Here is a 24,611-nt window from a genome sequence, read left to right on the forward strand (position 1 = left end):
ATGATTAGCGGGTTAGTGTCTGAGTGACAAAAATTTGGCGTGCAACACCGTCATATCTAAGCCAGTAAGAACAATCGATACGGTCATAGGGGTGAGTTTCGTTTGGCACCACCTCGAATCTCCACGCCTGACCATCCATTCCAGGGTCATTACTTGGAACCAACCATTCGGAGGCGACAGCGCCCTCGAATAATTGCGTCAAAGCGTTTTTCAATCGCTTCAAAGCAATCTGCATAGGCAATTGCAATACATCCTTGCCAAGTCTCGTTACCGCATCGTCAATACTGCTTGCCATGTCAGCCGTTGAAATCAGCTTTCTCAAGCTGTCCTTGACCGGTGCGCTGGTTAATGAATCGCGAAACACGAACAGACCGCCGCCAGAGAATACTTCCCAGGTTACCGGGTTAATTTTGGCATTGGCCAGGGCATTCAACTCCTGATTGCTGGGCGAATAAGTCTGTACCATGCGGGAACGACGGATAGGCCAGTTCTTGTTCGCAACTGGGTAGTTCTTTGGCGCGAACCCTCGTGAGTCTGTTTGAGCATTGCGACCGCACGCATACGCTATATTCAGTGTAGCGGTACCAAAGTATCCATTCGGGTTTACACCTGCAGGATCGTTTGATTTGACTGGCGCCCAAAAAGCATGGATCAGGTGCGAAGCCTGGTTTGCCCCAAGATTCAATTGCTCAACAAAGGCAATCGCAGCAGCCGGGTTAAGGTTTCCAGGCACATCGAAACGCAGTTGGCGATTGGTGTCAAACGATAACTGAGCAAGCTGCCCTAATAGCGCGGCAGACTGAGAGCCGCCCGATGAAATATAGGTGTAGTTGAATGGCGTGTATTGGAGCTTTTGCCGTGCGGCCACATAATCATCGTTAGCATAAGCGGTGCCACCTTCAACAAAGCATGTCAAAACAGCCGATTTAGACCATTTTTCAAGACCGCTAGTGTCGTATCCATAGGCATCTGAACTTGGCTCAACTACCGCACTCGCCCCGGTCACGCCTACCAATACTTCAATCAGATCGGTTTGAGCTGATATCACATCAGGAAGGTATGCGGAGCCGCCAAAGTCATCCACCGCCTCATCGTCGAGAGAGCCGGTAAATTCATGAATCATCACGCCGGATTTGTCTCTGATACGTAAAGTAATGAAGTCATTATCGACCGCAGAGCCGCCGGTTTTCTTCTCATCGGCACGGTATTCAACGATAATTCCATCGTTGAAGCATTCGAGATGCTTCACGGCCATGAAGTAATCATCCAACGGCACACCCGAAACGGGCAAGCAAGTTAACGTTGGAGCCGTTGTATATCCGGTTCCGCCCTCAGTGACAGTCACGGAAGTAACAACGCCATCCGTAAGAACCGGAGTAAGAATCGCTCCGGCACCTGGTCCGCCCACTGTGATGGTTTCCGTTCCATCAAAATCTCTGCCGCCATCAACGACCGTAACGGAAGTGACTTCACCGGCATTAACAATCGCAGTTAATGTGGCCGCTTTGTTTGATGTTGCGTATACCGGAGTATCGGTTGAGGCGGTTATAACAGCCCATTTTAATTGAGCCGCATCAGTTACCAGTCGTTGCACAACCGCCTCATAAGCGCCATTATTAAGCGCTTCAATCACATGCACCCAGGCTTCATTCAAAGCCGAAGTGCGAATCAAGTCACCCTTACCCAATTTTCTGAGTGCGTTACCGCGATCTACCTTGAAAGGCTTATCTATGCGGCCACGCGCAGAGCGCATCATTATTCCGAATAACTGATCCTGATTATCTTGTGACGGAACCTCAGAGTTATCGCGCAGCGGATTAAGCTGCACGCCAGATTCGGAGCCAAGCTGTCTAACGAACGTGGTAGTCATGGCTCATTAACCTCCGTTTGCTTGCGATTTTGCAGCTTTCTTGTGAGCCGCCTTTTTATGCGGATTCAAGGTTGGCGCAGGTTCGCTTGCTTTTTGTTTTTCAGTTTCAGCCTCGTCGTCGACTTTTTTATTGTTTTCGTCTTGTTCGTTGCTGACATTTTTTTGATCATGCTCTGGTTCCGGCTCTTGCTCTGGTTCTGGTTCCTTTTCAGGTTCCTTATCAAGTCCAGGCTGAACTATTGGGTCATTTGGCTTTATGAATAAAGCTCTCTCTACACCCTGAGCATCCACTCTCTCAAGAGTCATAACAACGTATTGATGCCCATTCAGGACAGCTATTTGCTGCACGCTGCTTGCCATGCGGATGAGCTGATCCAGACTATCCACTAACACTGTTTTTTCATTCGATCCATCAGAAACGGCAACGCCACGCAGATAAAGCCCACGAACCTCTGACAGGGTAATATCATGTGGCATACGGTTTTTAACCTTCACTTTCACCGGGTAATCGCAACCCGAAAAGACCTTGGCTATTAACTCAGCTACCCTTCCCGTGAGGGAAGGAGCGCCAAGTTCGACTTTGCTTATAGTCATTCCTGTACTCCTTTCTCTTATTGCTCGGCTATTGACTGGCTACTGATTAAGGCATATTGGTTATGTTAATCAGTGCGCAACCAAGTGCTGCTTGCTGGAACGGGTTAACCGAAGTGAAGTTGCGTGCGTAGAATGCGGCGCCTTGTTTCAGGTCGGCATTCAGTGCCAATGGCAGAACGGTTGGAGGCACAGCATCGCCAAGAACGAATGGGTTCATCGGAACGCTGGTTGCGCGGCCAAAACCAAGGATTTGTGAAGCGCCGCTTGTCTCAGTAACCACTTTCGGCGTGTAGTACACTTCGTAGCGACCGAACAGGCGACCCAAGCGAAATATGCAAGGACGTTCTGCGATACCCGATGGCTCGAACACTTCACGCGGCATACCTTGGATGATTGCAGCTAGGTTTTTGCCCACGTAAATATGGGTTAAGCCGTGATCCATCGTGTCGATTGCCATTTGTTGAGATACCGCACCCAACGCAGAAGCCAGATCGATCATGATTTGCGATTTGTTCAATTGCTGTGAACGTGCATCCCAATCGAAGTCAAAGGTAGCCTGGTTGTTTACAGCGATACGCTTGCCTTTTCTCAGAACTTCGTAATGACGTTCGTTCGCAAACTGGGTTTGAACAGAAATCACACCTTCACTGTAGGCATCCAGACCCAATTCATTAGCGATTTGAGTGCGACTATCCATCGTTTGGTAAGTCGTAACTCTCCAGGGCTTTGCATACAATCGGAAAGTATTAACAGCAGTCACGATTGACGGGGTTAATTCAGGCGCACGCTCAAAATCGATAAAACCCTCAACAACAACCGGAATGGTGTCTGGAAGTTTGGGGGTGGTGGTCAGAGCATAAACGCCGGTATCAGTATTGATTGTTCCACCAATGGCATAGTCAGTTCCAGCCACGTTAATCGTGCCGCTTACAGCAGAAGCGCCGGTGCCAGATGAATCAACTTCTTTTGCAGCAGGGATACCATTCACATAAACAATTGAGCGACCGCGCAACAATTTGACGGTAGAGCCGCCAGCGCAGGTGTCATCAGTGTCCTGGATCGTGGTCAGTGCGCCAGTAACAGCACCGGTGCCAGAATCAGGCAAGCTGCTATTAATGCGCGATGATGTGACATAAGAGTCACCTGAGTTGATACCATCCAGCGAACCGCCCTCAGAGTAACGTCCAAAGGTATCGCCAGCACGGTGAGACATAATCGCCAGAATGCCTTCGTTGGATCCGATATCTGCTGGCAGATAGTGAGCAAAGGGAATCGCATCGCCCATCGCTGACAGAATAGCAACAACAGCGCGGTTAGGTTGCAATGAGATTTGATCGTGATGGTTTGAATCCGCTGAATCGAGTGTGGGTAACTTATGTTGTCTGCGCACGGTGTCGGTCGTAGCGTAAGCGGAATGAATCGCTTGCTCAATCACGTCAGCAGGTGCCTCGATCCCATGCTGCGATTCGTACACGCTAACACTATCAAGCAAAGCCTTGGTAATGCGTGCTGAATCCTTGCTGTCCACGCTATCCAAAAGAACTTGCAGCTTTTCCGGGATCTTTGTGCCGGTATTCTGGTTGCTTGCGGTATCGATAAAATCCATCGCAGCAGCGGAATCGAAAGTACCGGACTTAACGGCATTATCTTTGAGATTATCAATAAACACTGCCACTTCTGCAGTCTTATTGTTCAGGTATTCTTGATGGATATGCTTGATGGTGGTCATTGTCTTTGGTCCTCTGGTTTTGTTCACACACCCGGACTAAAGACCGGGCAACTATTCCCGGAATCAATGCGCCAAACGTGCACTGACACCGATAGAAGCCCGTATTTTGAGAGTCTAAAAATTGTTAAAACGTGGGATTTTCCGGTTTTAACTGGAAAGGCTTACTTCGCTGCTGTCTTGAGCGAAAATATGTCCCGTAAGAAGGTAATTATGCAGTTATTTGAAACGGTTTACCTTTATCACGATATTTTCTTAGGGTAAGTAAAAGATCTTTCCTATCAAAATTTAAGAAAACGCCTACTATTTTTGCGACCCACTAAATCCGTAATATTAAGATGATGAATTTTTCTCATCGTATTATTTATATGATTTATTTTAAGAGAATACATGAAAAAAATTAATAAAGATGAAGATGGTGTTCACAGTTTAAATCTGAGTCAGACCGAAATTATTACGCTTGTATCCGGATATATTCCTTATATTGTTTGTGAAGAAGAACCGGAAATTCCTGAGGGTGAATTTCTGTGGATTAAATATGTACCCGCCGAAAATGACATTATCCCTCCTGTTATTGACCCGTTCCCATGCCGGATACTCTCGTACGGATGTTTTGCAAACCTTCTTCACATTCTTACGCTTTCCCCTGTTGAGTTTGATTTGGGTTTCAGGAATATGATCGAAGAATTCAAAGAAAATATAAAAAAGGAAGATAAGTACGTTCGTTTCATCATTTAATTGTCACATGCAATCTAATTAATAAGCCGGAACATACTTTTACAATCATTGTAGAGGTCGTAGACCGACACTAGAGACATACATGCTTATGTTTTATAGCGATATCTTCGTTTTCTAAAGTTTAATTTAATTACGCTGGATTTGACAAGGAATTTTATTATGTTAGCAAGTGATTTAATGAGTACAAAGCTTCTTACCATTGGATTAGAAGACAAACTATCTGTAGTTAAGGAAATATTTGAAAAAGTGAATATTCACCACTTAGTGGTGATCGAATTAGGAAAAGTTTTTGGAGTTGTCTCAGATCTGGATTTGTTTAAGGCGTTGAGTCCAAATATTGGAAAAATGACAGAGACACTTAGGGATGCCGCAACATTAAATAAACGTGTTTACCATATTGTTAGTCGTAATCCTGTCGTACTCCAAACAACTGCAACAATTGATGAAGTGATCCAGGTATTTAATACGCATAGTTTTTCATGTATTCCAATCGTTGATCACGACATGAAGCCCCGTGGAATTATTACTCTCAGAGATATCATTAAAGCTCTAGCCGAAAGAAAACTAAAGCTTTATATGAACAGCCATTAAATGAATATAACCTTAAATAATCTGCAATGGGTTAACTATATTGAATCTCTACAAGGAGATGACAATCAATCATCACTCTACTCAGAGTGGCGCATTTTTTCTCGTTTTGAAATGCTAGAGAATGGCATACAGCAATTCAAATTTTTAGGAGGCGAAAAACCAAAAGAATTAATATTTGAATTAAATTTAATGTCTGCCCATAGACACTCGAACGAAATTAAAAAGCATAGATTAGAGAATTCAGCGGGGGCTTTAGTTTGCTTGGGTGATAAATACAGTAATAATTTTATTGTTAGCGGAATTATAGTCCTCAGGGAGGAAGTCTATGATGAAGTGATTTTGTCCACCAGGTCATCGACCTCTTTAGATTCACAACTTATTTTGAGTTTAAACGGCTTGGAACCCCCGAAAGCAGGTAATACCATTCCTATCTGGAATAATGTTAAAAACAAGAAATTGAGAATTACACATGTGCAGACTAACTTTCATTATGGACACCCTCATTTACCTGATTATTCTACCCATCGCCATTTGGGAGCTTGGCTCAAATCGATATAGCCTTTTATTAAAGAATAACTGAAACATTTTTATTATTTCAAATTATCTATAAATCAATAAATTTTTCAATAGTACACCTACTTCCAGACTGGTTTATTTTTCTTTTTTTTGTCGCAAATAACTGTTTATTTTTATCAGACACTTTCAAAAAATGGATACTTTTACAATTCTGCCCAAAGCTTTTGTTCATATTGAGCCCAAGCAATTATTGCTGATTTATATTGGTTTCTTATTATTCTTGTTCACTATCTCTGCCTTTTTGCTGAGACATAGGAGAAAATTAGAAATTTTCAAGTATAAAACGCTTGGAAAATTGCTTTCGGATGCAGAGCATTCTTTCTACCTTGTTTTAAGACAAGCTTTATTGAATGAAAAATATGAAATATTTGTGAAAGTTCGCATTGCTGACGTTCTTTTACCAGAGAATGATTTAAATCGAGGGAATTGGAAAAGTGCATTCAACAAGATATCGTCAAAGCATTTTGATTATGTTCTTTGCGATAAAAATACCCTTTCAGTAGTTGCAGTTATTGAATTAGATGATAAAAGCCATGATCAAGTCGTAACACGTGCTCGAGATATTTTTATAGAGAAAGTTTGTGAAACTGCTGGCTTAAAACTACTGCACTTCCCATACAGAGCTAATTATCATATTCAGTCAGTGCGCGATAAAATCATCAGTTCCCTTAGTCCCCCAACAATTTAACAAATCAAATATCCAGATCACCACGGCGATTAGCTACATAGCGCATGGCAAACGGCGGAATATTGATTACCGTCTCGATATCAACAATCTCAAAAGCCAGCTTCACATCATCAGAAATGACCAGGTACGCGATATCGCGCTTTTTGATAGTGAAATAGCCGGGCATGCCGGAAGGCTCCTCCGGCTCGATCAGAAAGCGGAACTCACCGGCAAAACCATTATTAGCATCCTGCCTGTCCATCATTGATGAGGCCATGAATGTTTCAGCCTGTAGCGCATATCCCACGCCAATTGATTCGAAAGTCACGTCCTCTTCATCATCGGCACTCATCACCCCAATGCCGCCCAGGGTAGGCAATCCGCCTGATACACCATCGCCCACGCGGTTCACGGTCTTTCTGAAAATCTGGCATTCCCATGTATTAGGATGGTTGATTACGATGTTACGTGTCATTCGAGTTACCGCGCCTGGTACATTATTAAGCATGACTAACTACCTCCTAGTTTTGCGGCAATCTGTTTGTCTGTCATATTGAATTTACGCAGCACCGCCAAGTCTGACGCTGATAGCTGACCTGATGCCAGAGCCGCTTCAATTTTTCTTGTGGCAACCGGCTTCCTGACAATTCTCTTGACCTTCTTCGCTGCATCGTGAATGGCCTTCTTTTCCCTTGCTTTTGTGCGCTCCGCCGCACGCTGCTGGCTTGTTTTGATGCGCGTAGCACTAGCCTTTTGTTTGTCGATTTCCGCTTGCCGGGCAGTGTGTTTGGCCGTGTTATCAGCCGAAGCGTGCAACTTCTCCATATGTTTAGCAAGAAAGTTGAGCACATTGCCCGATGATTCCACCTCGGCCATGATGCGCAACACGTGCTTGCACGCCACGCCTTTAAGATTCGGGTTCCTGATCTTGGGAAACCCCATTTCTTTGCGGCCAGCATTGAAGTTTCCTATCGTGCTGATATAACGGAACCAATAACGATGGCGACCACAATCACAATCGAAGGCTAGTTTCTGCTTTCTCAGCCAATTAGCCACTTGCTTAGGTGTTTTGCTATCCCTAACCTTGGATGACATCAATCGATTAGCGGCTTCTGAGAATGCATTGAATCTGACCGTAACATGGTGCCTGTTCACGTCAGAATCAGGACCGGCGTTGGTAATGAATCTGATCTGCCCGTTCATGGCTGAAGCCGGTACCGCCATTGTTATTTGTTTCTTAGCGCGATCCAGATCGGTTTCCGGGGTAAATCCCGGCATTGGTCGTGATGCAGATAAATCGATCACCTGGCGTGCGGTTATTCCATCGCCGTTGAAGTTTCTTTGTGCCAGCTTCATGTTGTGACGGAATTGCGCAAGGTCGCTGGTCGTTATGGGCCTGGTCTTGCCGCCCATAGTCGTCATCAGCACGCGGCTTGCGTCCCATTCACCCTGGACTTCATTTTTTGTGAGGATGATTGATCGGGGCGACTTTTCAGCCGCTTCGCGTTCCCGCAAATCTTCCTGGGCCCGGCCTTTTGCCTCACCGACATGACCTTTCAGCTTGCCGATATTGCCGATACTGGCTTTTATTCTTCCGAGTATTAAATTAGCCATGCGGTTTTATTCCGCCCAGGTAGGCGAAAAGTTCTCTCTGTAACTTCCGATGGACTCAAACCCGGTTCGGCGCTTAATGGCGTACAGTTGACCTTCGGTTGGCAGAATGATGCGCTTTTGTGGTAATGCCTGGTCGATTATATCCAGACCTGCAGCGGCCATGACCGCAAGATACTCATCACGGCGACCATAAACGCGCTGAGATACCAGGGAAAGATCGTAGGCTTCATCAGGCTTTGTTTCGTAGAAGATGGCCGTTTCCCACGGCCTGGTTTTATCAGCAAATGTCCTGACTTCCTTATAGAAATCCTTGGCGGCAACAGAATTATTATCAATCATTGGCAGCCCTAAATAGTGATCACCTGGCCGCGCGATAAAGCCAGCAATTGCTCAGACATATTCAAGGTACTTTCTATGGTTGCGGCTCTTGTCGCATACAGGCATGTGGCCAGCGCGGCAATCTGGCCGCTCGTCACCCCGTCTGCAACGCGAAACACCGGGCCGGAATTATCAATTCCGTCCTTCTCAATCGACGGCTCAGGATTTGCGCGTGCGGCGCGGTCAGAGATCACCAAGCGAGAACTTTTACCATCTGAGGCGATACCGGACTTTAACGAATAAAACGCGGATATCGCCTGTTTGAGCTCAAGATCCTCGAATAGACTATCGCGCGGTATATCGGGGTCGTTGGTTAAAACAATACAACCATCGCGGCGTTCGGTTCTGTAATCTGCTTCTGCGGCTATAACAAGAATATTTGTTTCGATATCCATGGCTGAAAACAGCGTACATGCGCGGCCCCCATAGCCCGAGAACGTAGCCTGAATCTGGATCATTTATGCCTTCTGAATAAATCACCTACCGGCATTAGCCATACCGGCCATGAAAGCACCATACAGATCAGGTTGTACGGCCAGAAGGCGATAATCGTCATGACAACAACGCCTAGATTACTGGCGATATCCGCCTTCTCATCTGGATCTTTGAAACCATAGTGTAGTACTCCCGCCAGGAATATCAGACCAAAGAGAAAATAGTAGGTAGCAATTTCTGAGATTAAATCCCAGTCAATTTCATATAAGATATTCATCGTTGAGTCATCCATAATTAAGTCACCGTGGTTTGTTTATTAATAGTTTTGGCATCAAAATCAACTTGATCAACTACTGGATACCCGGATGGATCGTTAATATTTCCGGGCGTGCCTTTGCCGTCATTGGGTTCATCATCAGCAGGTGCCTTGAACAGTGGCGTGGAGACCTTGAGAGTGAGATCAACAGCCAGAATCGTGAGATTTTTGGCATCCGTCTTGATAGACATGGCAGGGGAATCGGTAGACTCAATCTGCACCGGCCACATATCATCGAATCCGGCAAAAGTGTACTTCGCAGCGAATCTGCGGTTAGCCGCAACATCGGTGTATAAAAGGAATTGTGAAGCCAGTGACTTGGCGGTTGGCTCATCGTGAGCGGCGAATACTATCTGAGCGCGTAAATCACCGGCGATTGCCTGCAGTTTGAACGCACGCTCTTTGAAATCGTCCGGGAATATGAATAAAGCTTCCTCCGATATCTGGCGGGTGTAATCGCGACCGGATGGTATGTACTCTTCGGCCACAGCGATAATGATCACCGGCATACTTACTGGGTTTGTAGGGGTGTTATCTACATCCTCGCGTTGCCATGCCCCAAGCATGTCCTCAACCGTATCAACCATGCGCGATGGAGCCCATACAATACTTTCGGGCAATCCTCGCGCTATATATTCATTTAATGATTTGGTTGTAGGGATAATACTGGCGTAATACTTGCCCATGTACACGCCCAGCGCTTTCTTTACCGGCTGAAACATGTGTCAATTACCTTGTGAATTTGTTGAACAAACGACCGAATGTCGGGTTAACTTCCTGCTCAACAACGGCCTTTTCGACAGGCTCAATAAACCCTGGCAAATTTTCCATTGAGTGAAAATAATCACGATCGTTTTGGATCATATTGATAGGGTTCGTAGGCATAACTAACGGTGCTATAGCCACTGAATCAAGGATTGAATTAGCGTCAATCCCCTTACCGGATAATATCGACAGGAATTGCTCATTTTCTTGCTGCAAGCGCTCAATGACTGCGCTGGTGACTTCACGTTCTGCATTGATGCTATCTAGCAAGATGATCATTGATTTTGACTGCTCTTCTAACTCAGCCTCATAAACCTCATCATAGGTGAGCTCACCGGTATTGCCGCTCAGGGCATCATCCAGTGCAACACCACGGAATGAGTTATCCAGAAAGTTTGGCTGCAGAACATAATCAAAACCGTAAAATTGCGGCCTTTTCTCATCGATTGCCGATGAAAAACCCCCTACTTTCTGATGGAAAAGTTTCTCGGCTACCTGACCTGCGGCGGTATCAAGGAATTCCGCTTGATGCTCTACCATGCCGTCCATTGTTACTTTGAGGTGGGTGGTAATGAAAGCCGGTTGCACTGGAACGTATTTGCCACCGTCCAGACCGCCCTCCGTCGGGTGCATGCCAAAGCGTATTCTTGGAAAATGCCCGTAGTACCCGATCATACCGCGTGAAGCGATGGTTTCCTGGCATGCATCGCCATTAACGTTATCGAAAATCTTTTGGATATTAAAGTTACGCGCTTGCCCGGTATATTTGCGACCGCGCTCTTTAAGCGAATACCGGATCATGGGTGTGGTAGTAGGCATATTAAAGACTCCATTCAGTGAATTTCTTTAATAATGACGCTTTGATACCGGCTAATTACCTGGTTTTTTCCGGTTAACCCTGCTTTCTGCGGAAAATGTAAGGTATTTCACTGCCTATACAACCTAATATCTACGCATCATTTGCCATAGTGTGAAATATGCCGACCTCAGACAATAAACCGTTCAAAAAGCCCGGATTACTCGCAAGTCTTGGAATACCCGGAAAGCGCTGGAAATCAGAATACCTGGACCCTGCTCAGGAAATTCAACCTGCAAACACTTTCCTTTATGGGTCAGGCATCACGACTGTCGCCTCTCTGCTTGGATCGGGCAAGAAATCAGCCAGGTCAAGGCAGCAAATCTATAATAAATGGAGTGAAATGGAGTCTGATGCCGTCGTCTCATCGGCATTGAAGCTACTTGTCACGTCAGCGCTTGGTGGCCATGAAACGAACGGCGATATTGTGTTTATGGAGGCAACACCTGCAGCAGCCAAGGATAAAAGGCTGGTGCGACTGGTTGAAGAGACTAAGGAAGAGCTGCAACCCATATTCAATAGGATTGCTTTTCAGACTTCGTACATTGGTGCGGTATTTGGCGATGCTTATGGCCGGGTTTACACGGATAACCGTGGCGTGATCGATGTAAGCACTGATGAAATGGTCAGGCCGCCAATGGTTCAGCCTTTTGAGCGCGGAAATCGCACGGTTGGTTATGCTGTATTTACTGGAAGGCGTAACTTTGAGCGGCTGGACGTGTCGCAAATGGCACGCTTAAAAATGACCCGCACCCAATGGACGCCGCAATACGGTGTGGTTGAGAAATCTTTAAGGATTGCCATTACTGAGGATGATCTTAACGAATTGCCACTCATGCCCAGTATGGCCGGAGGCTCACTGCTTTACAACGCGGAGGAAGCGTACAACAACTTCAATTCTACACTGCTGGGAATGGTCAGTCAGCGGTGGAAAGCGTCTCTGGATCACAGAATTGTCGGATTGCAGATGCAAAACATGACCAAAGAGCAGCAAGATCGTTTCATGGCATCAGTTGTTGCGATGTACAAGGATATCAAGGGAATCGTGGCAGAAGCCATTGAAAACGGCAGATCGATACCTGAAACGGTGACTTCAATACTTCCGATGTACGCTGACAAGCAATTGGTAAATATATCCAGTGCAGATAAGTCCACCATGCAAAGCATTATAATTGATGATGTGATGATTCACGCGCGACTGCTGTCCGGCGCCATCGGTGTAGACCTCTCCATGCTTGGATTTGCTGATCAGTTATCGGGTGGCCTGGGTGACGGTGGCTTCTTTAGAACATCCGCGCAGGCTGCTGAGAATGCCAGGATGATCCGCTCATCACTGGCAGACATGTACAACCAGATTATTGATATCCACACCATGAAGCGGTACGGCATTGTGTTCAACGAGAGGGACCGCCCTTGGAGTATCAATTTCTACGGCTCAATATCCGCACTTGAGGCAGAGAAACAGCGCACAAAATCTGATTCCATGAATTCCGGACTGCTGCTGGCTCAGGCCATACAAATGATGAAAGATATGGGAGCTACTGAAGAAATAATGACTGAATATCTGACCAAAAACATGATGCTTGATGATAACCAGGCTAAGTTGTTTGCAACCATCGTTCGAGTAAAAGATGAACCGGAAGGTGATGGTGGTAACTTTAGCGGGGGTTTTGGTGGCAATAAAGGTGGTTTTGGTGGTGGTGGAAATTAACCAATAGTAGGCAAGTATGAGTTTATATAACAATGTATCGCAATCACTCTCACGCGGCGGCTTAACCGGGTCAGTAACGGGTGCGGCCAGTTCATTAGGCAACACCATCGGTCAAAGAGCAGCTGCGATGATGGGTAATGGAGAACTGGCCAAGGCAACCGGCAGCATCATATCGGCCACAGGCAGAAATGCTGTCATTAATCAGATCAATAAGCACGTTCCTATCACGGCAAGACGCGGATTAAACGTTGGCGCCGGAGTCGTGGGGGATATAATGCGCGGCGATGTAAACGCAGCCGGTTTGCGCATACTCGATTCAGGATTGCTCAATAAACTTCTACCAGGCATGAGCGCTGCAGCTTCCCAGGCGATGTACTGGAATCGACCTTCGCCGCTATTTGGTGGAATCACTCCAACAGAAGCGCTAAGAATATTTGAGACAATGCAATCAACCAGGTTAGCCAAGAAAAATTTATTCTTGATTGAGGCATCCAGCAAATTGATGGGTGACTGGGTATCGCCCTGGCTGAATATGTTCGCTACAGAGATTGAGTACGCACCGCTTACCGTGGGTGGAGACAAGCACAGGACAGGCGGATCAGTTATCGATTCAGTTAAAACAGGTGAACCGGTTGAAATGCGTATTTCAACTATGGATGATCAGTTCGGTACCATCAAGAAATGGTATGAGATTCATCACAGCAATGCGGTAGCGCAGGATGGTACCGTTGGATTGCCCTCAATGTATGCCATCAAATTCAATATTGTTCATTCATTTGTTACTCGTGACAGCACGCTCTACGGCGCGTATGAAAGCATCGGGTGGTTTCGTCCATCCAATCTTGAAATCAGCCTATCCAGACGCGAGGATGCCATGGCAGAGGTACAAATGACGTTCTCGCAAATCGATACCTTTATAAAAGCATAGGAATCTAACAATGGCCGTTAAACATGACAATCAAGGTTTTCTGATTGGGGAATCCGTCGACCTTGATAAAACCTTCACACTTTGGAATGAAATTAAAGATGACTTACGAGCAATTCGCACAGCTCTGACCGGCAGTAGTAGTGGCGAAGCTAAGATACCCAAGGCACTACTCAGAAAACCCGAATCTTATTCATCCGCTCCATCATCAACAATACATCAACTCGCTACTCCACTAGCCAGGGGTGCCGGTAAATCCTCGCTCGGAAGACCAATAACTAAGCAACATAACGATGAAATAGGTGCGGGTAAGTTTTTGCAGCCGGGCAGCCCTCTCGAACGAAAAGCCATCACTCGAAATGAGATAAATAAAAACGCCACGTCAGCAAACAGAAATACGGCCACTGGGCGGTTTGAGAAGAAAAATGATCGCTTCAAAAATCGTAACGTCAGGGATGAAAGTGTTGAAAGTTCTGCCTACTCCAATGAGGAAGGCGGCAGGGTTTTGAGCGATGCAGCAAACAAAATTGTGAGTGCAATTGGCGATATGGGCGACGGCATGGAGGATACTGACCCTACTATTAAAGCATTCAACGAAGTTTCTCAGCCGTTATCACGCGGTTATGAAATGCTATCAGTAGGCAATGGGATTGATGAGAAGCGCAAGGAACGATGGTTTCGCCGTATTTTTGGTGAATTGAGATTATTTCGGAATGAGGAAACTTTATTCAACAAAGTAGCCAACAGAAGCCTGGGCAATATTGAGGAACACACTGAGGCATCACAAGGCGGCGGTGAAGGTGGGGACAGCAGTTGGTTATTGCGATACGTCCTCCCGGCAATAGTTGGAATTGGAGCATTATTGGTTGGTTCCGACAAAGGGTTAATGGCCAAACTCTCTGCTGCTCACGAAAAAACAATGGCGGCAGTCTCCAAACCATTCAAGAATCTTGCAAATAAACTAATATTACTAATTGATGGAGTGTCATCAAAAATTCAGTCTGCCTGGTCTACTTTCACGGGATTCGTTAAGGATAAGTTAGGAATTGACATTAATAAGGCACTAACACCAGCCGTAGATACCGTAAAGAGCGGCTACCAGGCAGCAAAAAGTTATGTGTCCTCAGCAATGAGCCGGGCATACGATACCGTAGAAGCCGGTGCCGGTTCCGTTCTGGAATCAGTAATGCCAGCGGGATTTCGCACCAAAAAAACATTCCACGGCATAAAAGGGGGCGAAGATCTTGGTAAGTATGGCAGCTACACTGAGGCAGAAGCGCAGCGCGTGAGGTCGTTAAAAACAAGCGCGGTCAATACATCAGCGAACATGAAGGATGGAATGCCGCCTGAGATTCAGGCAAAGATAGCAGCGCAAGCAAAAAAGCATGATCTTGATCCGATTATGATGCAAAAAATAGCGGCTATGGAAAGCGGCGGAAATCCGAGCGCTATTAGTAAAACTGGCGCTATTGGTGTATTTCAGTTCACCGGGAAAACAGCTTCAGGTGTTGGTATCAACAACCGCTTTGATGTCGATCAAAACATTGAAGGCGGCATGAAACTTGCTTTGGAGAACATAGAATCTTTAAGCAAAAGTGGATTGCCGGTCACAGCCGAAAACCTTTATATGATGCACCAAATAGGACCTCAAGCCGCTAAAGAAGTCATTCGGGGTGCTGAAAAAGGGATATCTAAGAGTGATTTATCCCGCGATACGCAAGACAAGATGAACTTGAACTACGGTAAGAACAGTAGCACCGCTGCAGAGTACATCAATACAAACAGGACCGCACTGGATAAGCGCTACGCTTCGGTGGTGGGTGCCTCCATGCCTGGACCTAGCAACACATTCTCTTCGCCCATCAGTTTCAGTGAGGCCAAATCGGTTTTTGCACCGGCACCCGGCATCCCCTCAATATCGTCAGCAATGCCATCAATACCGGATGCACCGCCTATCATTACACCAGTTGGAAGTATCAGCAGCAAGAAAGACTCAAATAATGCGGTAATGCCCCAGGAAGTTGGGCAGGATATTAAGGACCGTAGGATTGCGCACATCGTTACCGGCGGGCTCAGTGGCTAGTTAAGTTTATTGCTCTTTCTTAAATTATCTATTAAGAGCATTGCAGCTTTAAAATCACTAATGATTTCATAAATCTTAAAGCAGGATTTACTACTTGCCATATTTTGTCAGCATTGTATGTTCGGTGTCGCACATACTTTGATGTATTACATAAATATTATGTAAGCGTGCAATTAAAAGCCACGTTCAATTTCGAAAATTTAGCTATTTCACGTATTCATAGATCAGCATTTATCTTTCTTTAAACCATATTAAGCCTGTTCAACCTTGAACAGATATTCTTAAAAATTTAAAGGGCAAGATGTCATGACTTCTACTGTACTTCCTTGTAATAACAAACTTCTAAATACTCTACCTGAATCTGATTTCACTGCGGTAATGGATCAGTGTAGATTAGTTAACTTAACAGCTGGAGAAGTAATTTATGAGTCATCGGAATATATCGAATCAATCCATTTCCCAGTTAATTGCATCGTTTCTTTAATGTATGAAACATTAGATGGCAAATCGTCAGAAATCGCCTCTATCGGTAATAATGGCGCAGTAGGAAGCGACCTTATTTTAAGTAACAGTCCCACCATTCATCGAGCCCTTGTTGTACATGACGGCTGGGCATACCAAATGAAAAGAACTGCAGTACTTGATCAATTTAATAAAGCAGAATTATTTAAATACCAATTGTTAAATTACATTCAGAATCTCACAACGCAAATATCATTTAATGCCGTTTGCGCCAGATTTCATAAGATAGAACAACAATTTTGTAAATTTCTGCTACTTCATAATGATTGGGTTCCAGGCAAAATATCATTTACCCAAGAAGCTATTTCTCATCTTTTAGGTGTGCGTCGCGAAACCATTACTGAAATAGCTAGTAATCTACAAAAAGCGAACATAATCGATTACAAACGGGGAGAAATTCACATTTTAGATCGCCAGGCACTTGAAGTGCATTCGTGCGAATGTTATCAAGCAATAAAAAACACCTTACATTCTGAAGACGAAAATTACGTGCTGGATACTTGTCATTAATAACGGTTAAAATAGTTTAGTAAAAACGCTTCGCGCTGGTCAGCGGCGCGACCCTTGAACGTGCAGAGGATTAAAGCAGCTTATGATAGAACCCCTGCGTTTGCGGCAAGCAGCAAAGCCTCGAGGCCCCCTTTAAAGATTTGCTACTAGTAAGGGTTTAAAAAACTTTTTATTTTTAAGTTAATATTTTATAAATTGGATCATCTAGATCAATAAAAGAATAATAATAAAGTTCCTCAGTTCCTGCTTCCACAAGATTATTGCTCAAAGCTATTTGCCAACAGAAATTAAAATCGTTATGTGCAGTACTTCTTTCTTTTAGTGGAATAGTTGAGTAGGGATAACAAACTACAAATTGATCATTTAGTTTTGTCCGGATTAATATCGCAGCTTGCATAATTGCCCTTCCACCAAAATAATTTAGTAACGGTATTGATATCTCTGCTCTAAAGTTTATTTGCGGCAATCCACCCATAATTAATAGCTGCATCGCAGGTATCTGGAACAATGTTTAAACGTTGCGCTTTGTGACCATAGCAAATGCAGTTTGCTTTGCTGGAAACGCATGCAGCAACTTGCGACTAATCGACCGCATCAAATAGCATTGAGAGCGATTCTCTTGTGCTTGAAATGCGATGACAGGTTGCGATACCGGCATTACGCTGCCAGGTGCCGATTCGCTTTCCTATGTTGATAAATTATTTTTCCCTCTTCATTTGATGCAATCAGGGCAATTGTATCAGCTAGACGGCCAGTAATACGGCCATAAGTAAAAACGACTATAGTTGGTAAGCGCACAGACTGCGCCTGACAACTGCGATATATTTAGATTTTAAATAATCGAGGTAAACAAAATGAAATCTATAAAACTAATTGTTACTTTGTTCTTCATCAGCATATTCTTTATTCCTGCCGTTGTTTCTGCAGCTGATTCTAGCGTAGGCGAATTTGTTACAGACTCAGCTATTACTACTCAAATTAAAGCCAAGTTACTTGGAGAAAAGGATATTGATTCTTTGCACATCAAAGTAGATACAGATAATAATGGGGTTGTGGTACTTACTGGTGCCGTGAAATCAAAAGCCGAAGAAGAGATTGTGCACAATATTGCGCATTCCGTGGATGGTGTAAAGAAAGTTGTAAACAAATTAATAGTTGATCCAGCGCTATTCAATTAGCGCCGATAGAGGAAACTATTTTTTGCGGAATCTATTTACATTCTAATAAAACCGCCTAGCAGAAAGGAATAAAGGCCAAGATCAATATCTCGGCCGCAACCGACCGAGATATTGATGTGCAAGCTCAAACTTTTTTTCATTTCAACTATCACACTAAGCTTATTTTCAACAAACTGGCGAATAAAGAAAAATGCTTGAGGGATTGGACTGCTTACTTCTGCGAGCATATGCTTCGCACCAGTCAGCGGGCGTGACCCTTGGATGAAATAAAATTAAATGGCAACATTATAGATACAGTTATGTTTTCTTGGCATAAGCAGTGCACCACCCATTAGGACTAACACTGCCTTTCAAAACTTTGCACTCGCCATTAGTTTCTGGTGTTTTACCCGGAATGAATTGCATGCAGTTACTGCATTGCTCCTCTCCGTTTGGTTCGTCACGATATTTCATTAAACCCTTGGAAGCTTTTGCTGCATGTGCTTGGCCAACTATGCTATTCACAATAGGAAAAGTGGCTCCTATCGCCATGAATTTTATCATCTTACGCCGCGAGAATTTCTTTTCAAAGTAACTCATGGTCTCACCTCATTAGATTATTATGAAACTTGCTTTAAAATATGATCAAAACATATTTTTATAATAATAAATGTAGAAACAAGATTGTTCTGTACGATAGCAAACATTTCTACAGTGCTGGTGTTAACTGCTTGTACCCGGGCAGTCATGATTAACAACATAGCGGTAAGTCTCTTCAGTCGGCAGGGTTCAAGCAGCATGCAACCTTTCGGGTGCATGCTCTTCTAGCCATCATCTTCCTGCATAAGAGAACGCATTTTAATTTTATAGTGAATGTATTATAAAATACTATAGGTACCCTCTAAAAATACAGTTTTTGATAATTACTACCTTAATTAATCAGATAGTTACAAGTGTTTTCTTGCAAAAGAGGTAATTTTTAGAGGTGACATAGATGTAATTTCTTTCGATATGGATCAACTTGTAATCCAAGAGAAAAAACACTAAACATTTTTATATTTACACCTCCGTACTAGCTCATTAACATTCACTAAATATTACGCAATGCAACCCCACTCTGTTCCGTGTTTTAATGCACAGAACCAGCCTGGACACGATCATTATCATTACTTTAATTCTTTGCTTTCTCTGCGCAATCAAACGTGGAAGCTATAATCGGCCCATCAGCATCAGAATGAGCAAGATCAACACTATTTTCCAAGGATGCCACTGGGGAAATAACCCCACTCTCTACTGTGTGGCCAAGTTGGAATAGCGCCGATCAATATCAGTACCAGAGTTATCATTAGTATCGCTCCTGGTGTCATTTTATTTCTCCTAAACTATTCTTTAAAAGATTTGGCTATAAATTATTATCATTTTCAATCTACCTTTCCTCCGCGCAAAACACCAAATAACCCAACCACGCATGCAACAGTGCCTTCGATCAATAACCATATGGCCTTGAAATAGCACACAAATGGATGTCGATTCTTTTTATAGATGTTTCAATTTAAAATGAGGAATTCATAGTGAACAAGGCTCAAGTAAAGGGTGAAGCAAAAGACATCATAGGAAAAGTTCGGTAGTGGCAACAGATTTTAAAAGTGCTTAGGTGGCAGCAATATAAAAAATTTAGTATTAAAACTATTTTCTGAGTGAGTATACTTTCAACAGAACTGGATTTACAGATTACTCAAATATTTACGGAAGAGTGTTTGCCTTTCTCCTAAACTTCTTACTAAACCAGCGCCATACCAGGCCATCCGCTATAACCTCTCCGCTAATTATATAACTCAATGCCTTATAATTGCTCAACACAACAGATAATGTATTTCTTGCATTCAACCGTCCACAGAACAATATCTGATCACGATTTTTAATATGAATGCCCCAATCAGGGAGCAATAATGGGTTGTCATCACGTAGCAACATTAAAGGCATGAGTTCCAGTTTTAAGTCTCGGTTGCCAGGGTCACGCGCCAGATTATCAAGTGTCACAGTTACTCTCTGAGACAATAAAGTAATTACCGCCGGAGCATGAGAGTCATCAATCATGATCGTCCATGTCTCGGGCACTTGTTCTCCAATAGTGTTCACTAATCGGCTTATTAATTGATTTGCCCAGCTATTAGTCTGGATACGTACCAGAGATAGAAAACCAGCAAGCAACGGAGATATCATATGCGCCAAACATTCATGCGCAATAATGTTACTGGGTTGCATCGTAATGTTGGCTTTATAGTGGTCGAATAAAATATCGTTAAAACGCTTGTTCTTACGAATGACTACAAATAATTCTGGATTCATTTCTCGCGCAGTTATAACGATAGAAAGGTTGTTTACATCATTATCTGTTCCAGCGACAATGCCAAGAGCATTTTTGATGTCAGCTTCTTCTAAAGTTTTAGACTCGGTGCCGCTCCCAATAATACACGCTTCACATCCTGTTAATTCCGGATTGGCCTCAATAATAGTGATAGTGATTTCTTCGCGTTGAAGACTTTTTACGACTGACTTTCCAAAGCGTCCATAACCACATACTACCCATTTGCCAATAGGCGGACAATCTGGGGATTGGAGACTCTGTCCTGGGATACCAGTAAGCCATTCATGAAGCAGATAAATGCCGAGCGCATGTACTTGCATTGCCAAATGATCCCCGAACAATGTGTATGGGTTAATAATATGATCTGTCTTAAAAGACTCCATATTGGCTGCTGTATCAGCATTTTCAGCCCGACCTAGAACCATCAAGGAGGGGTTTATTATTTTGGCTGCAATAGCCACCGCAAGATTTGCATGATCATTATTAGTCAGTGCTGCGATCCCTGCACACATCGAATGCCTTATCCCAGCCTTAATCAAAACGTCGGGCAGCTCAACATCAGCACATAATGCGGGAATATCATACTGATAATCTTCTAGCTCAAGATCGTTGATTCGATCTTGCAGGATTTCGATAACGACAACTCGTATATGCTTGCGATCAAGTGAATTAACTAACAAACTGCCAGTCTCACCATATCCGCAAATAATATAGAAAGGGTCACGCAGGCGTGTCACAGCTTTAGTAAATCTTGATGTGGTAATAGCAATATTTAAGCTAACATCCTGAAACAGCGCGATGATATTACCAATAGCGTAGAACCACGAAATAACTGTCAGATAGATGGAGAATGTCATCCAAAGACGTTGGGCTGTACTGAATTCATGCGGCACTTCCCCAAAACCAATAGTAGTAGCGGTGTAACTTATGATATAGAACGCCTGGAACAGCGATAGATAGAAAATTTCTCCCTCGATCTCAATACCTGGCATCAGCGTCATTCCAAAAACAGCTATACCGAAGCTGACAATTACTGCGATAAGAGGAGCGCGAATGCGCCGCAGAATGAGGAAAACGATATTATTCAAATTTGAATCTCAGTGGATTCATAGCTAATTTTGATTAATTGTAGGATTAACTATTTAACGTCGAAGACTAAGCGTCTCAGCTATTAAAAGAATGACAGAGACAATATTTGCCAGCAAAGCTCCACCTGCTAATGAAACAACATGATTAATCATTGTGTGTTCAGCAGGAGTATCGCCTACTGCGGCATAAAGAATTGCTGCCACAATAAGTTGCAAATCAGCAACCAAGCTTGTAGATAGGTGAACAGCTCCTATCTGTGTGCGATCTCCAAACTTTAATACCGTTGCAATGAGATTGACGATAATGGCGGCATACAATTCATACGGATGATGATGTGCGGGATTGTCAATGTCGCCAATGACAAATCCGAAATTAAGCGTCAAGGCCAGTACAATAAAGAAACCAAAAACCACTTTTTCAAGATTCATATAAAATCTCTTTTAACATTCAATTGGTACGGTATTAAATAATGAAGGGAAAATCAAATTGATAGGAGTCGCACTTCCAGCGCCACCTTTGATGCCAACAAGTTAATATACTAGACGCAACTTGAAATTAATCGTGCATAAACCACAGAATCCTTAATAGTTATTTATTCCAATATATACATACAAAATTTCAAAAAATATAGCAATGGAAAAACAATAAATTAAACATGCCTTACCTTAATAATCTAATCAATCGATTATCCAGCTTGCTTTATACGCCCCTTAGAGTTCCGACGTGAACGGGTGTCAATAGTGCGGATAGTTCCATTTTCCCCTCTCGCAATTGATTATTTGATTATACCTCACCGAATTGAAATCAAATTCTATTTAGCCATAAGAAGGAATACAAATAAAGAAAATACGCGTTAGGGATCGGGCAGCATGCTCACTTACGGGGTCATACCCTTCGCGCCGGTCGGCGGCGCGAGCCCTGGGGAAGTTGTAGGTTAAATTATTTAGTTATTTCTCTTAATTTCTTTGAAGTGCGCTATAGCGATACGTGCGGCATTCCTTGCTGAATCATCATTGTCATAATATCCATTTTCAATAGCCTTCTCCAAACTAACAATGGCCATTGCTAAATGAATACGGTTGGCAGACGAAATATACTCTTGATCTTGCACTGAAAGCGCATGACTTATTGCGGTTGTTGAGTGTCTTGCAATTGTTGCTCCATCATCAGCAATTATTGAAGCCTCAGAATATCTAATAGCCTGATGTAAATGATTCTCTGCCATACATGCAGATAGAGCTAAGGTTATAATAATTATGATACTGGAATACAGTAAATCTTGTTGATTCTTAAAATAAATTTTGGATTTGCTACTCATTACATTATTTTCAAACATTATTATAAGCCCCAATGTAATTTTCTGACTATTTGTACATAAGTATAGAACTCTGAAATTATCCCAATGTTTTAAATAAACTGGTTTTAGCGTCTATTTGTGTTATACCTACTTCTTTAAAGATTTTTAGAAGCAACCCATCCGTAATTAGTCGTTCCTGTTAAAGTTTTCAATTTATTGTCCGTTATAGCAATTGCATTTGTATTGTATCTCCCCTGCCCGACAAGGACTATAGCCCCTTGCCGGGCAATCTAAACCGCTAAACATCACTAAACATTTCTTCGGTTTTTCTAAGTGCGTTATCGGCGGCAGAACTCGTCATTCCACCCATTCCAGCATCCCCCGAGACGATATAACTCACATCCTCAAGAAATGCGAAGCAGACAGCATCCCAAAGATCAGGCGAACTCATGCCATCCCACTCAGTAGCACCCTTGGGCGGCACCCTAATACGCCCCTTATCAGTGAAGGTTTTAGGTATGCGTGATGATTGATCCAGCATCGCATTCCGATAATCGCTGGTTAGAATCGACAACCGTCCGTCTTTCGCTGCCCTCGCCGCCTGATGCATAGCTTGTGCTCTTAGATTCAGGTATCGATCCTTATTGATATTCTTGAAGCAGGGATTGCCCCAGTTAACGCGGTGAACCACCTTATTCATGTCCTCAAGGTCCTGGCATACGTTGATACCCAGGCCACCGGAGTCAATTACATAGGTAACGTTGGTCAAGTCAGCGCCATTGTCTGACACATACCCGGCAAACGTATTCGAACGGATTTTATTGGTCAGCAGTGGCACCCGGACCACCTCAACACGGCGTGCATCCGGTCCCATGTCACCGTAACCGATTACGCGCACCAATACGCACGCAGATTTATCGCGTAACCCCTCACCTGACGCGATATCAGCGACAACCAGCCAGCCGTAATTCTCATTATCCTGGATAATTCTGCCGCGCTTATACATCAATTCGGCCACTCTTAGGCCCATCATGTGCTTGGATGAATCCTGCGGGAATCTGCCTCGTATACGAACGTTGCGCTCGTCATCGTCGCACTGTTCCCATAGCTCCATAAGTGATGCTTCACTTACAAACGGAGAATCAAACGAATCAAACAACAAATCATTCCACTCGCCACCATTTCTTACTGACAGATCGTTATGCGTGCGATAAAAGAAACCGGCATTGCGGGTAGGCTGACTGGTTAGCAGCATACGGTTATGCTCTTCGGTTAATGCGCCGGTCAGGGTGGTTATTACCAGGTCAGGAAGGGTTGATGCCTCGTCACCAATGATCAGAAGCCATTCAGCGTGCCGCCCAGCCATCTTGTTAGCGGTTTTTTCATTGGCTGTCTTGCTTTCAGTGAACCATACCTGCTCATAGCCTATAATTCGGCAGGTTGCATTGGCCAATATTTCAAGATGTTCTGCAATCCAACTATGTCTGCCGCGCCGGATTCTTTCATGGGATATTGATATCTCTTTCCATAACGTAGCTTGCAACTGGTCCATATCGTTCGCTGTCAGAAAGGTTACTGACATCGGGAAACATAATTGATGCCAGAGAACGATGATAGCTATTCCGGCCGTTTTTCCAGTGCCATGACCAGACGCCACGGAAGTACGCGATCTCGACGGCGAAACAAAAGTAAATAATTCTAATTGCTGGTAAGAAGGAATAACTCCCACGACCTCAGTGGCAAAATTCTCAATGCTACCGGCATAGCGGTCACAAAATGGTTTCCACCTGGGATCTTCGGGAAGCAGTAAGCGATCAGCCATA

At 43.8% G+C, this 24,611-nt stretch carries 26 protein-coding genes and 1 pseudogene; 10 read left to right on the forward strand and 17 right to left on the reverse strand.

The window, feature by feature from the left end:
• Positions 1-4 precede the first annotated feature (4 nt).
• The 3 genes from K2Q13_RS10205 to K2Q13_RS10215 are packed head-to-tail and all read right to left on the reverse strand — an operon-like array spanning position 5 to position 4,193.
• Entirely contained in the window at positions 5-1,870 is a 1,866-nt protein-coding gene (locus tag K2Q13_RS10205) for a hypothetical protein (RefSeq protein WP_292920967.1), read from the reverse strand.
• A gap of 6 nt (positions 1,871-1,876) precedes the next feature.
• Positions 1,877-2,464 carry a hypothetical protein gene (locus K2Q13_RS10210; protein ID WP_292920968.1) on the reverse strand — a complete coding sequence of 196 codons (588 nt, stop codon included), beginning with the start codon at positions 2,462-2,464 and terminating at the stop codon, positions 1,877-1,879.
• A 46-nt stretch (positions 2,465-2,510) separates the two neighbouring features.
• On the reverse strand, positions 2,511-4,193 hold the full coding sequence (locus tag K2Q13_RS10215; RefSeq protein ID WP_292920970.1) for a hypothetical protein: 1,683 nt from the start codon (positions 4,191-4,193) through the stop codon (positions 2,511-2,513).
• A 387-nt stretch (positions 4,194-4,580) separates the two neighbouring features.
• Between K2Q13_RS10215 and K2Q13_RS10220 the strand changes: the two genes are divergently transcribed.
• The 4 genes from K2Q13_RS10220 (at position 4,581) to K2Q13_RS10235 (ending at position 6,783) form a co-directional block, all read left to right on the forward strand.
• Positions 4,581-4,928: a hypothetical protein gene (locus K2Q13_RS10220; RefSeq protein ID WP_292920971.1), complete on the forward strand. Its 348-nt coding sequence runs from the start codon at positions 4,581-4,583 to the stop codon at positions 4,926-4,928.
• Positions 4,929-5,087: 159 nt separating this feature from the next.
• A complete protein-coding gene (locus K2Q13_RS10225) occupies positions 5,088-5,519 on the forward strand; it encodes a CBS domain-containing protein (RefSeq protein ID WP_292920972.1) in 432 nt (143 codons plus the stop codon).
• Positions 5,520-6,077, forward strand: a complete 558-nt coding sequence (locus K2Q13_RS10230) for a hypothetical protein (RefSeq protein WP_292920973.1) — start codon at positions 5,520-5,522, stop codon at positions 6,075-6,077. It begins immediately after the preceding gene.
• A gap of 151 nt (positions 6,078-6,228) precedes the next feature.
• Positions 6,229-6,783, forward strand: coding sequence for a DUF2726 domain-containing protein (locus K2Q13_RS10235; RefSeq protein WP_292920975.1), 555 nt, complete (start codon positions 6,229-6,231; stop codon positions 6,781-6,783).
• A gap of 4 nt (positions 6,784-6,787) precedes the next feature.
• Here the strand turns inward: K2Q13_RS10235 and K2Q13_RS10240 are convergent, their stop codons facing one another.
• Genes K2Q13_RS10240 through K2Q13_RS10270 form a run of 7 tightly spaced genes read right to left on the reverse strand, consistent with a single transcriptional unit; the run spans position 6,788 to position 11,089 of the window.
• Entirely contained in the window at positions 6,788-7,270 is a 483-nt protein-coding gene (locus K2Q13_RS10240) for a hypothetical protein (protein WP_292920977.1), read from the reverse strand.
• 2 nt (positions 7,271-7,272) lie between these two features.
• Positions 7,273-8,376 carry a hypothetical protein gene (locus K2Q13_RS10245; RefSeq protein ID WP_292920978.1) on the reverse strand — a complete coding sequence of 368 codons (1,104 nt, stop codon included), beginning with the start codon at positions 8,374-8,376 and terminating at the stop codon, positions 7,273-7,275.
• A 6-nt stretch (positions 8,377-8,382) separates the two neighbouring features.
• Positions 8,383-8,715 (reverse strand): hypothetical protein, encoded by a 333-nt coding sequence (locus tag K2Q13_RS10250; RefSeq protein ID WP_292920979.1) that lies wholly within the window; start codon positions 8,713-8,715, stop codon positions 8,383-8,385.
• Positions 8,716-8,723: 8 nt separating this feature from the next.
• Positions 8,724-9,149 carry a hypothetical protein gene (locus K2Q13_RS10255; RefSeq protein WP_292920980.1) on the reverse strand — a complete coding sequence of 142 codons (426 nt, stop codon included), beginning with the start codon at positions 9,147-9,149 and terminating at the stop codon, positions 8,724-8,726.
• Positions 9,150-9,208: 59 nt separating this feature from the next.
• Positions 9,209-9,481, reverse strand: coding sequence for a hypothetical protein (locus K2Q13_RS10260; RefSeq protein WP_292920981.1), 273 nt, complete (start codon positions 9,479-9,481; stop codon positions 9,209-9,211).
• A 2-nt stretch (positions 9,482-9,483) separates the two neighbouring features.
• Entirely contained in the window at positions 9,484-10,227 is a 744-nt protein-coding gene (locus K2Q13_RS10265) for a hypothetical protein (protein ID WP_292920982.1), read from the reverse strand.
• 7 nt (positions 10,228-10,234) lie between these two features.
• Entirely contained in the window at positions 10,235-11,089 is an 855-nt protein-coding gene (locus K2Q13_RS10270) for a hypothetical protein (protein ID WP_292920983.1), read from the reverse strand.
• 158 nt (positions 11,090-11,247) lie between these two features.
• Here K2Q13_RS10270 and K2Q13_RS10275 point away from each other — a divergent pair, with 158 nt between their 5' ends.
• The 4 genes from K2Q13_RS10275 to K2Q13_RS10290 all read left to right on the forward strand — a co-directional run bounded on the left by K2Q13_RS10275 (position 11,248) and on the right by K2Q13_RS10290 (position 16,877).
• Positions 11,248-12,837, forward strand: coding sequence for a hypothetical protein (locus K2Q13_RS10275; protein ID WP_292920984.1), 1,590 nt, complete (start codon positions 11,248-11,250; stop codon positions 12,835-12,837).
• A 16-nt stretch (positions 12,838-12,853) separates the two neighbouring features.
• Positions 12,854-13,765: a hypothetical protein gene (locus K2Q13_RS10280; protein WP_292920985.1), complete on the forward strand. Its 912-nt coding sequence runs from the start codon at positions 12,854-12,856 to the stop codon at positions 13,763-13,765.
• A 10-nt stretch (positions 13,766-13,775) separates the two neighbouring features.
• On the forward strand, positions 13,776-15,845 hold the full coding sequence (locus K2Q13_RS10285) for a transglycosylase SLT domain-containing protein (protein WP_292920986.1): 2,070 nt from the start codon (positions 13,776-13,778) through the stop codon (positions 15,843-15,845).
• 306 nt (positions 15,846-16,151) lie between these two features.
• On the forward strand, positions 16,152-16,877 hold the full coding sequence (locus K2Q13_RS10290; RefSeq protein ID WP_292920987.1) for a Crp/Fnr family transcriptional regulator: 726 nt from the start codon (positions 16,152-16,154) through the stop codon (positions 16,875-16,877).
• Positions 16,878-17,052: 175 nt separating this feature from the next.
• Here the strand turns inward: K2Q13_RS10290 and K2Q13_RS10295 are convergent, their stop codons facing one another.
• A complete protein-coding gene (locus K2Q13_RS10295; protein ID WP_292920988.1) occupies positions 17,053-17,367 on the reverse strand; it encodes a hypothetical protein in 315 nt (104 codons plus the stop codon).
• Positions 17,368-17,512: 145 nt separating this feature from the next.
• Here K2Q13_RS10295 and K2Q13_RS10300 point away from each other — a divergent pair, with 145 nt between their 5' ends.
• Both K2Q13_RS10300 and K2Q13_RS10305 read left to right on the forward strand, forming a co-directional pair.
• A complete protein-coding gene (locus K2Q13_RS10300; protein ID WP_292920990.1) occupies positions 17,513-17,635 on the forward strand; it encodes a hypothetical protein in 123 nt (40 codons plus the stop codon).
• 96 nt (positions 17,636-17,731) lie between these two features.
• Positions 17,732-18,055 (forward strand): BON domain-containing protein, encoded by a 324-nt coding sequence (locus K2Q13_RS10305; RefSeq protein WP_292920991.1) that lies wholly within the window; start codon positions 17,732-17,734, stop codon positions 18,053-18,055.
• A 297-nt stretch (positions 18,056-18,352) separates the two neighbouring features.
• Here K2Q13_RS10305 and K2Q13_RS10310 read toward each other — a convergent pair whose 3' ends face one another.
• The 6 genes and pseudogenes from K2Q13_RS10310 to K2Q13_RS10335 form a co-directional block, all read right to left on the reverse strand.
• Positions 18,353-18,634 carry a high-potential iron-sulfur protein gene (locus tag K2Q13_RS10310; RefSeq protein WP_292920992.1) on the reverse strand — a complete coding sequence of 94 codons (282 nt, stop codon included), beginning with the start codon at positions 18,632-18,634 and terminating at the stop codon, positions 18,353-18,355.
• A 609-nt stretch (positions 18,635-19,243) separates the two neighbouring features.
• Positions 19,244-19,401: pseudogene (locus K2Q13_RS10315) on the reverse strand (DUF3309 domain-containing protein).
• 376 nt (positions 19,402-19,777) lie between these two features.
• Positions 19,778-21,490, reverse strand: a complete 1,713-nt coding sequence (locus K2Q13_RS10320; RefSeq protein ID WP_292920993.1) for an NAD(P)-binding protein — start codon at positions 21,488-21,490, stop codon at positions 19,778-19,780.
• Positions 21,491-21,544: 54 nt separating this feature from the next.
• The gene (locus K2Q13_RS10325) at positions 21,545-21,919 is read right to left on the reverse strand and encodes a DUF6394 family protein (protein WP_292920994.1); all 375 of its coding nucleotides are present in this window, start codon (positions 21,917-21,919) and stop codon (positions 21,545-21,547) included.
• A 515-nt stretch (positions 21,920-22,434) separates the two neighbouring features.
• Complete coding sequence (gene smbP / locus K2Q13_RS10330; protein ID WP_292920995.1) at positions 22,435-22,827, reverse strand: small metal-binding protein SmbP; 393 nt, start codon at positions 22,825-22,827, stop codon at positions 22,435-22,437.
• A gap of 259 nt (positions 22,828-23,086) precedes the next feature.
• On the reverse strand, positions 23,087-24,610 hold the full coding sequence (locus K2Q13_RS10335) for a hypothetical protein (protein ID WP_292920996.1): 1,524 nt from the start codon (positions 24,608-24,610) through the stop codon (positions 23,087-23,089).
• Position 24,611 lies beyond the last annotated feature (1 nt).

It is taken from the genome of Nitrosomonas sp. (genome assembly GCF_019752095.1).
Taxonomy (GTDB): Bacteria; Pseudomonadota; Gammaproteobacteria; order Burkholderiales; family Nitrosomonadaceae; genus Nitrosomonas.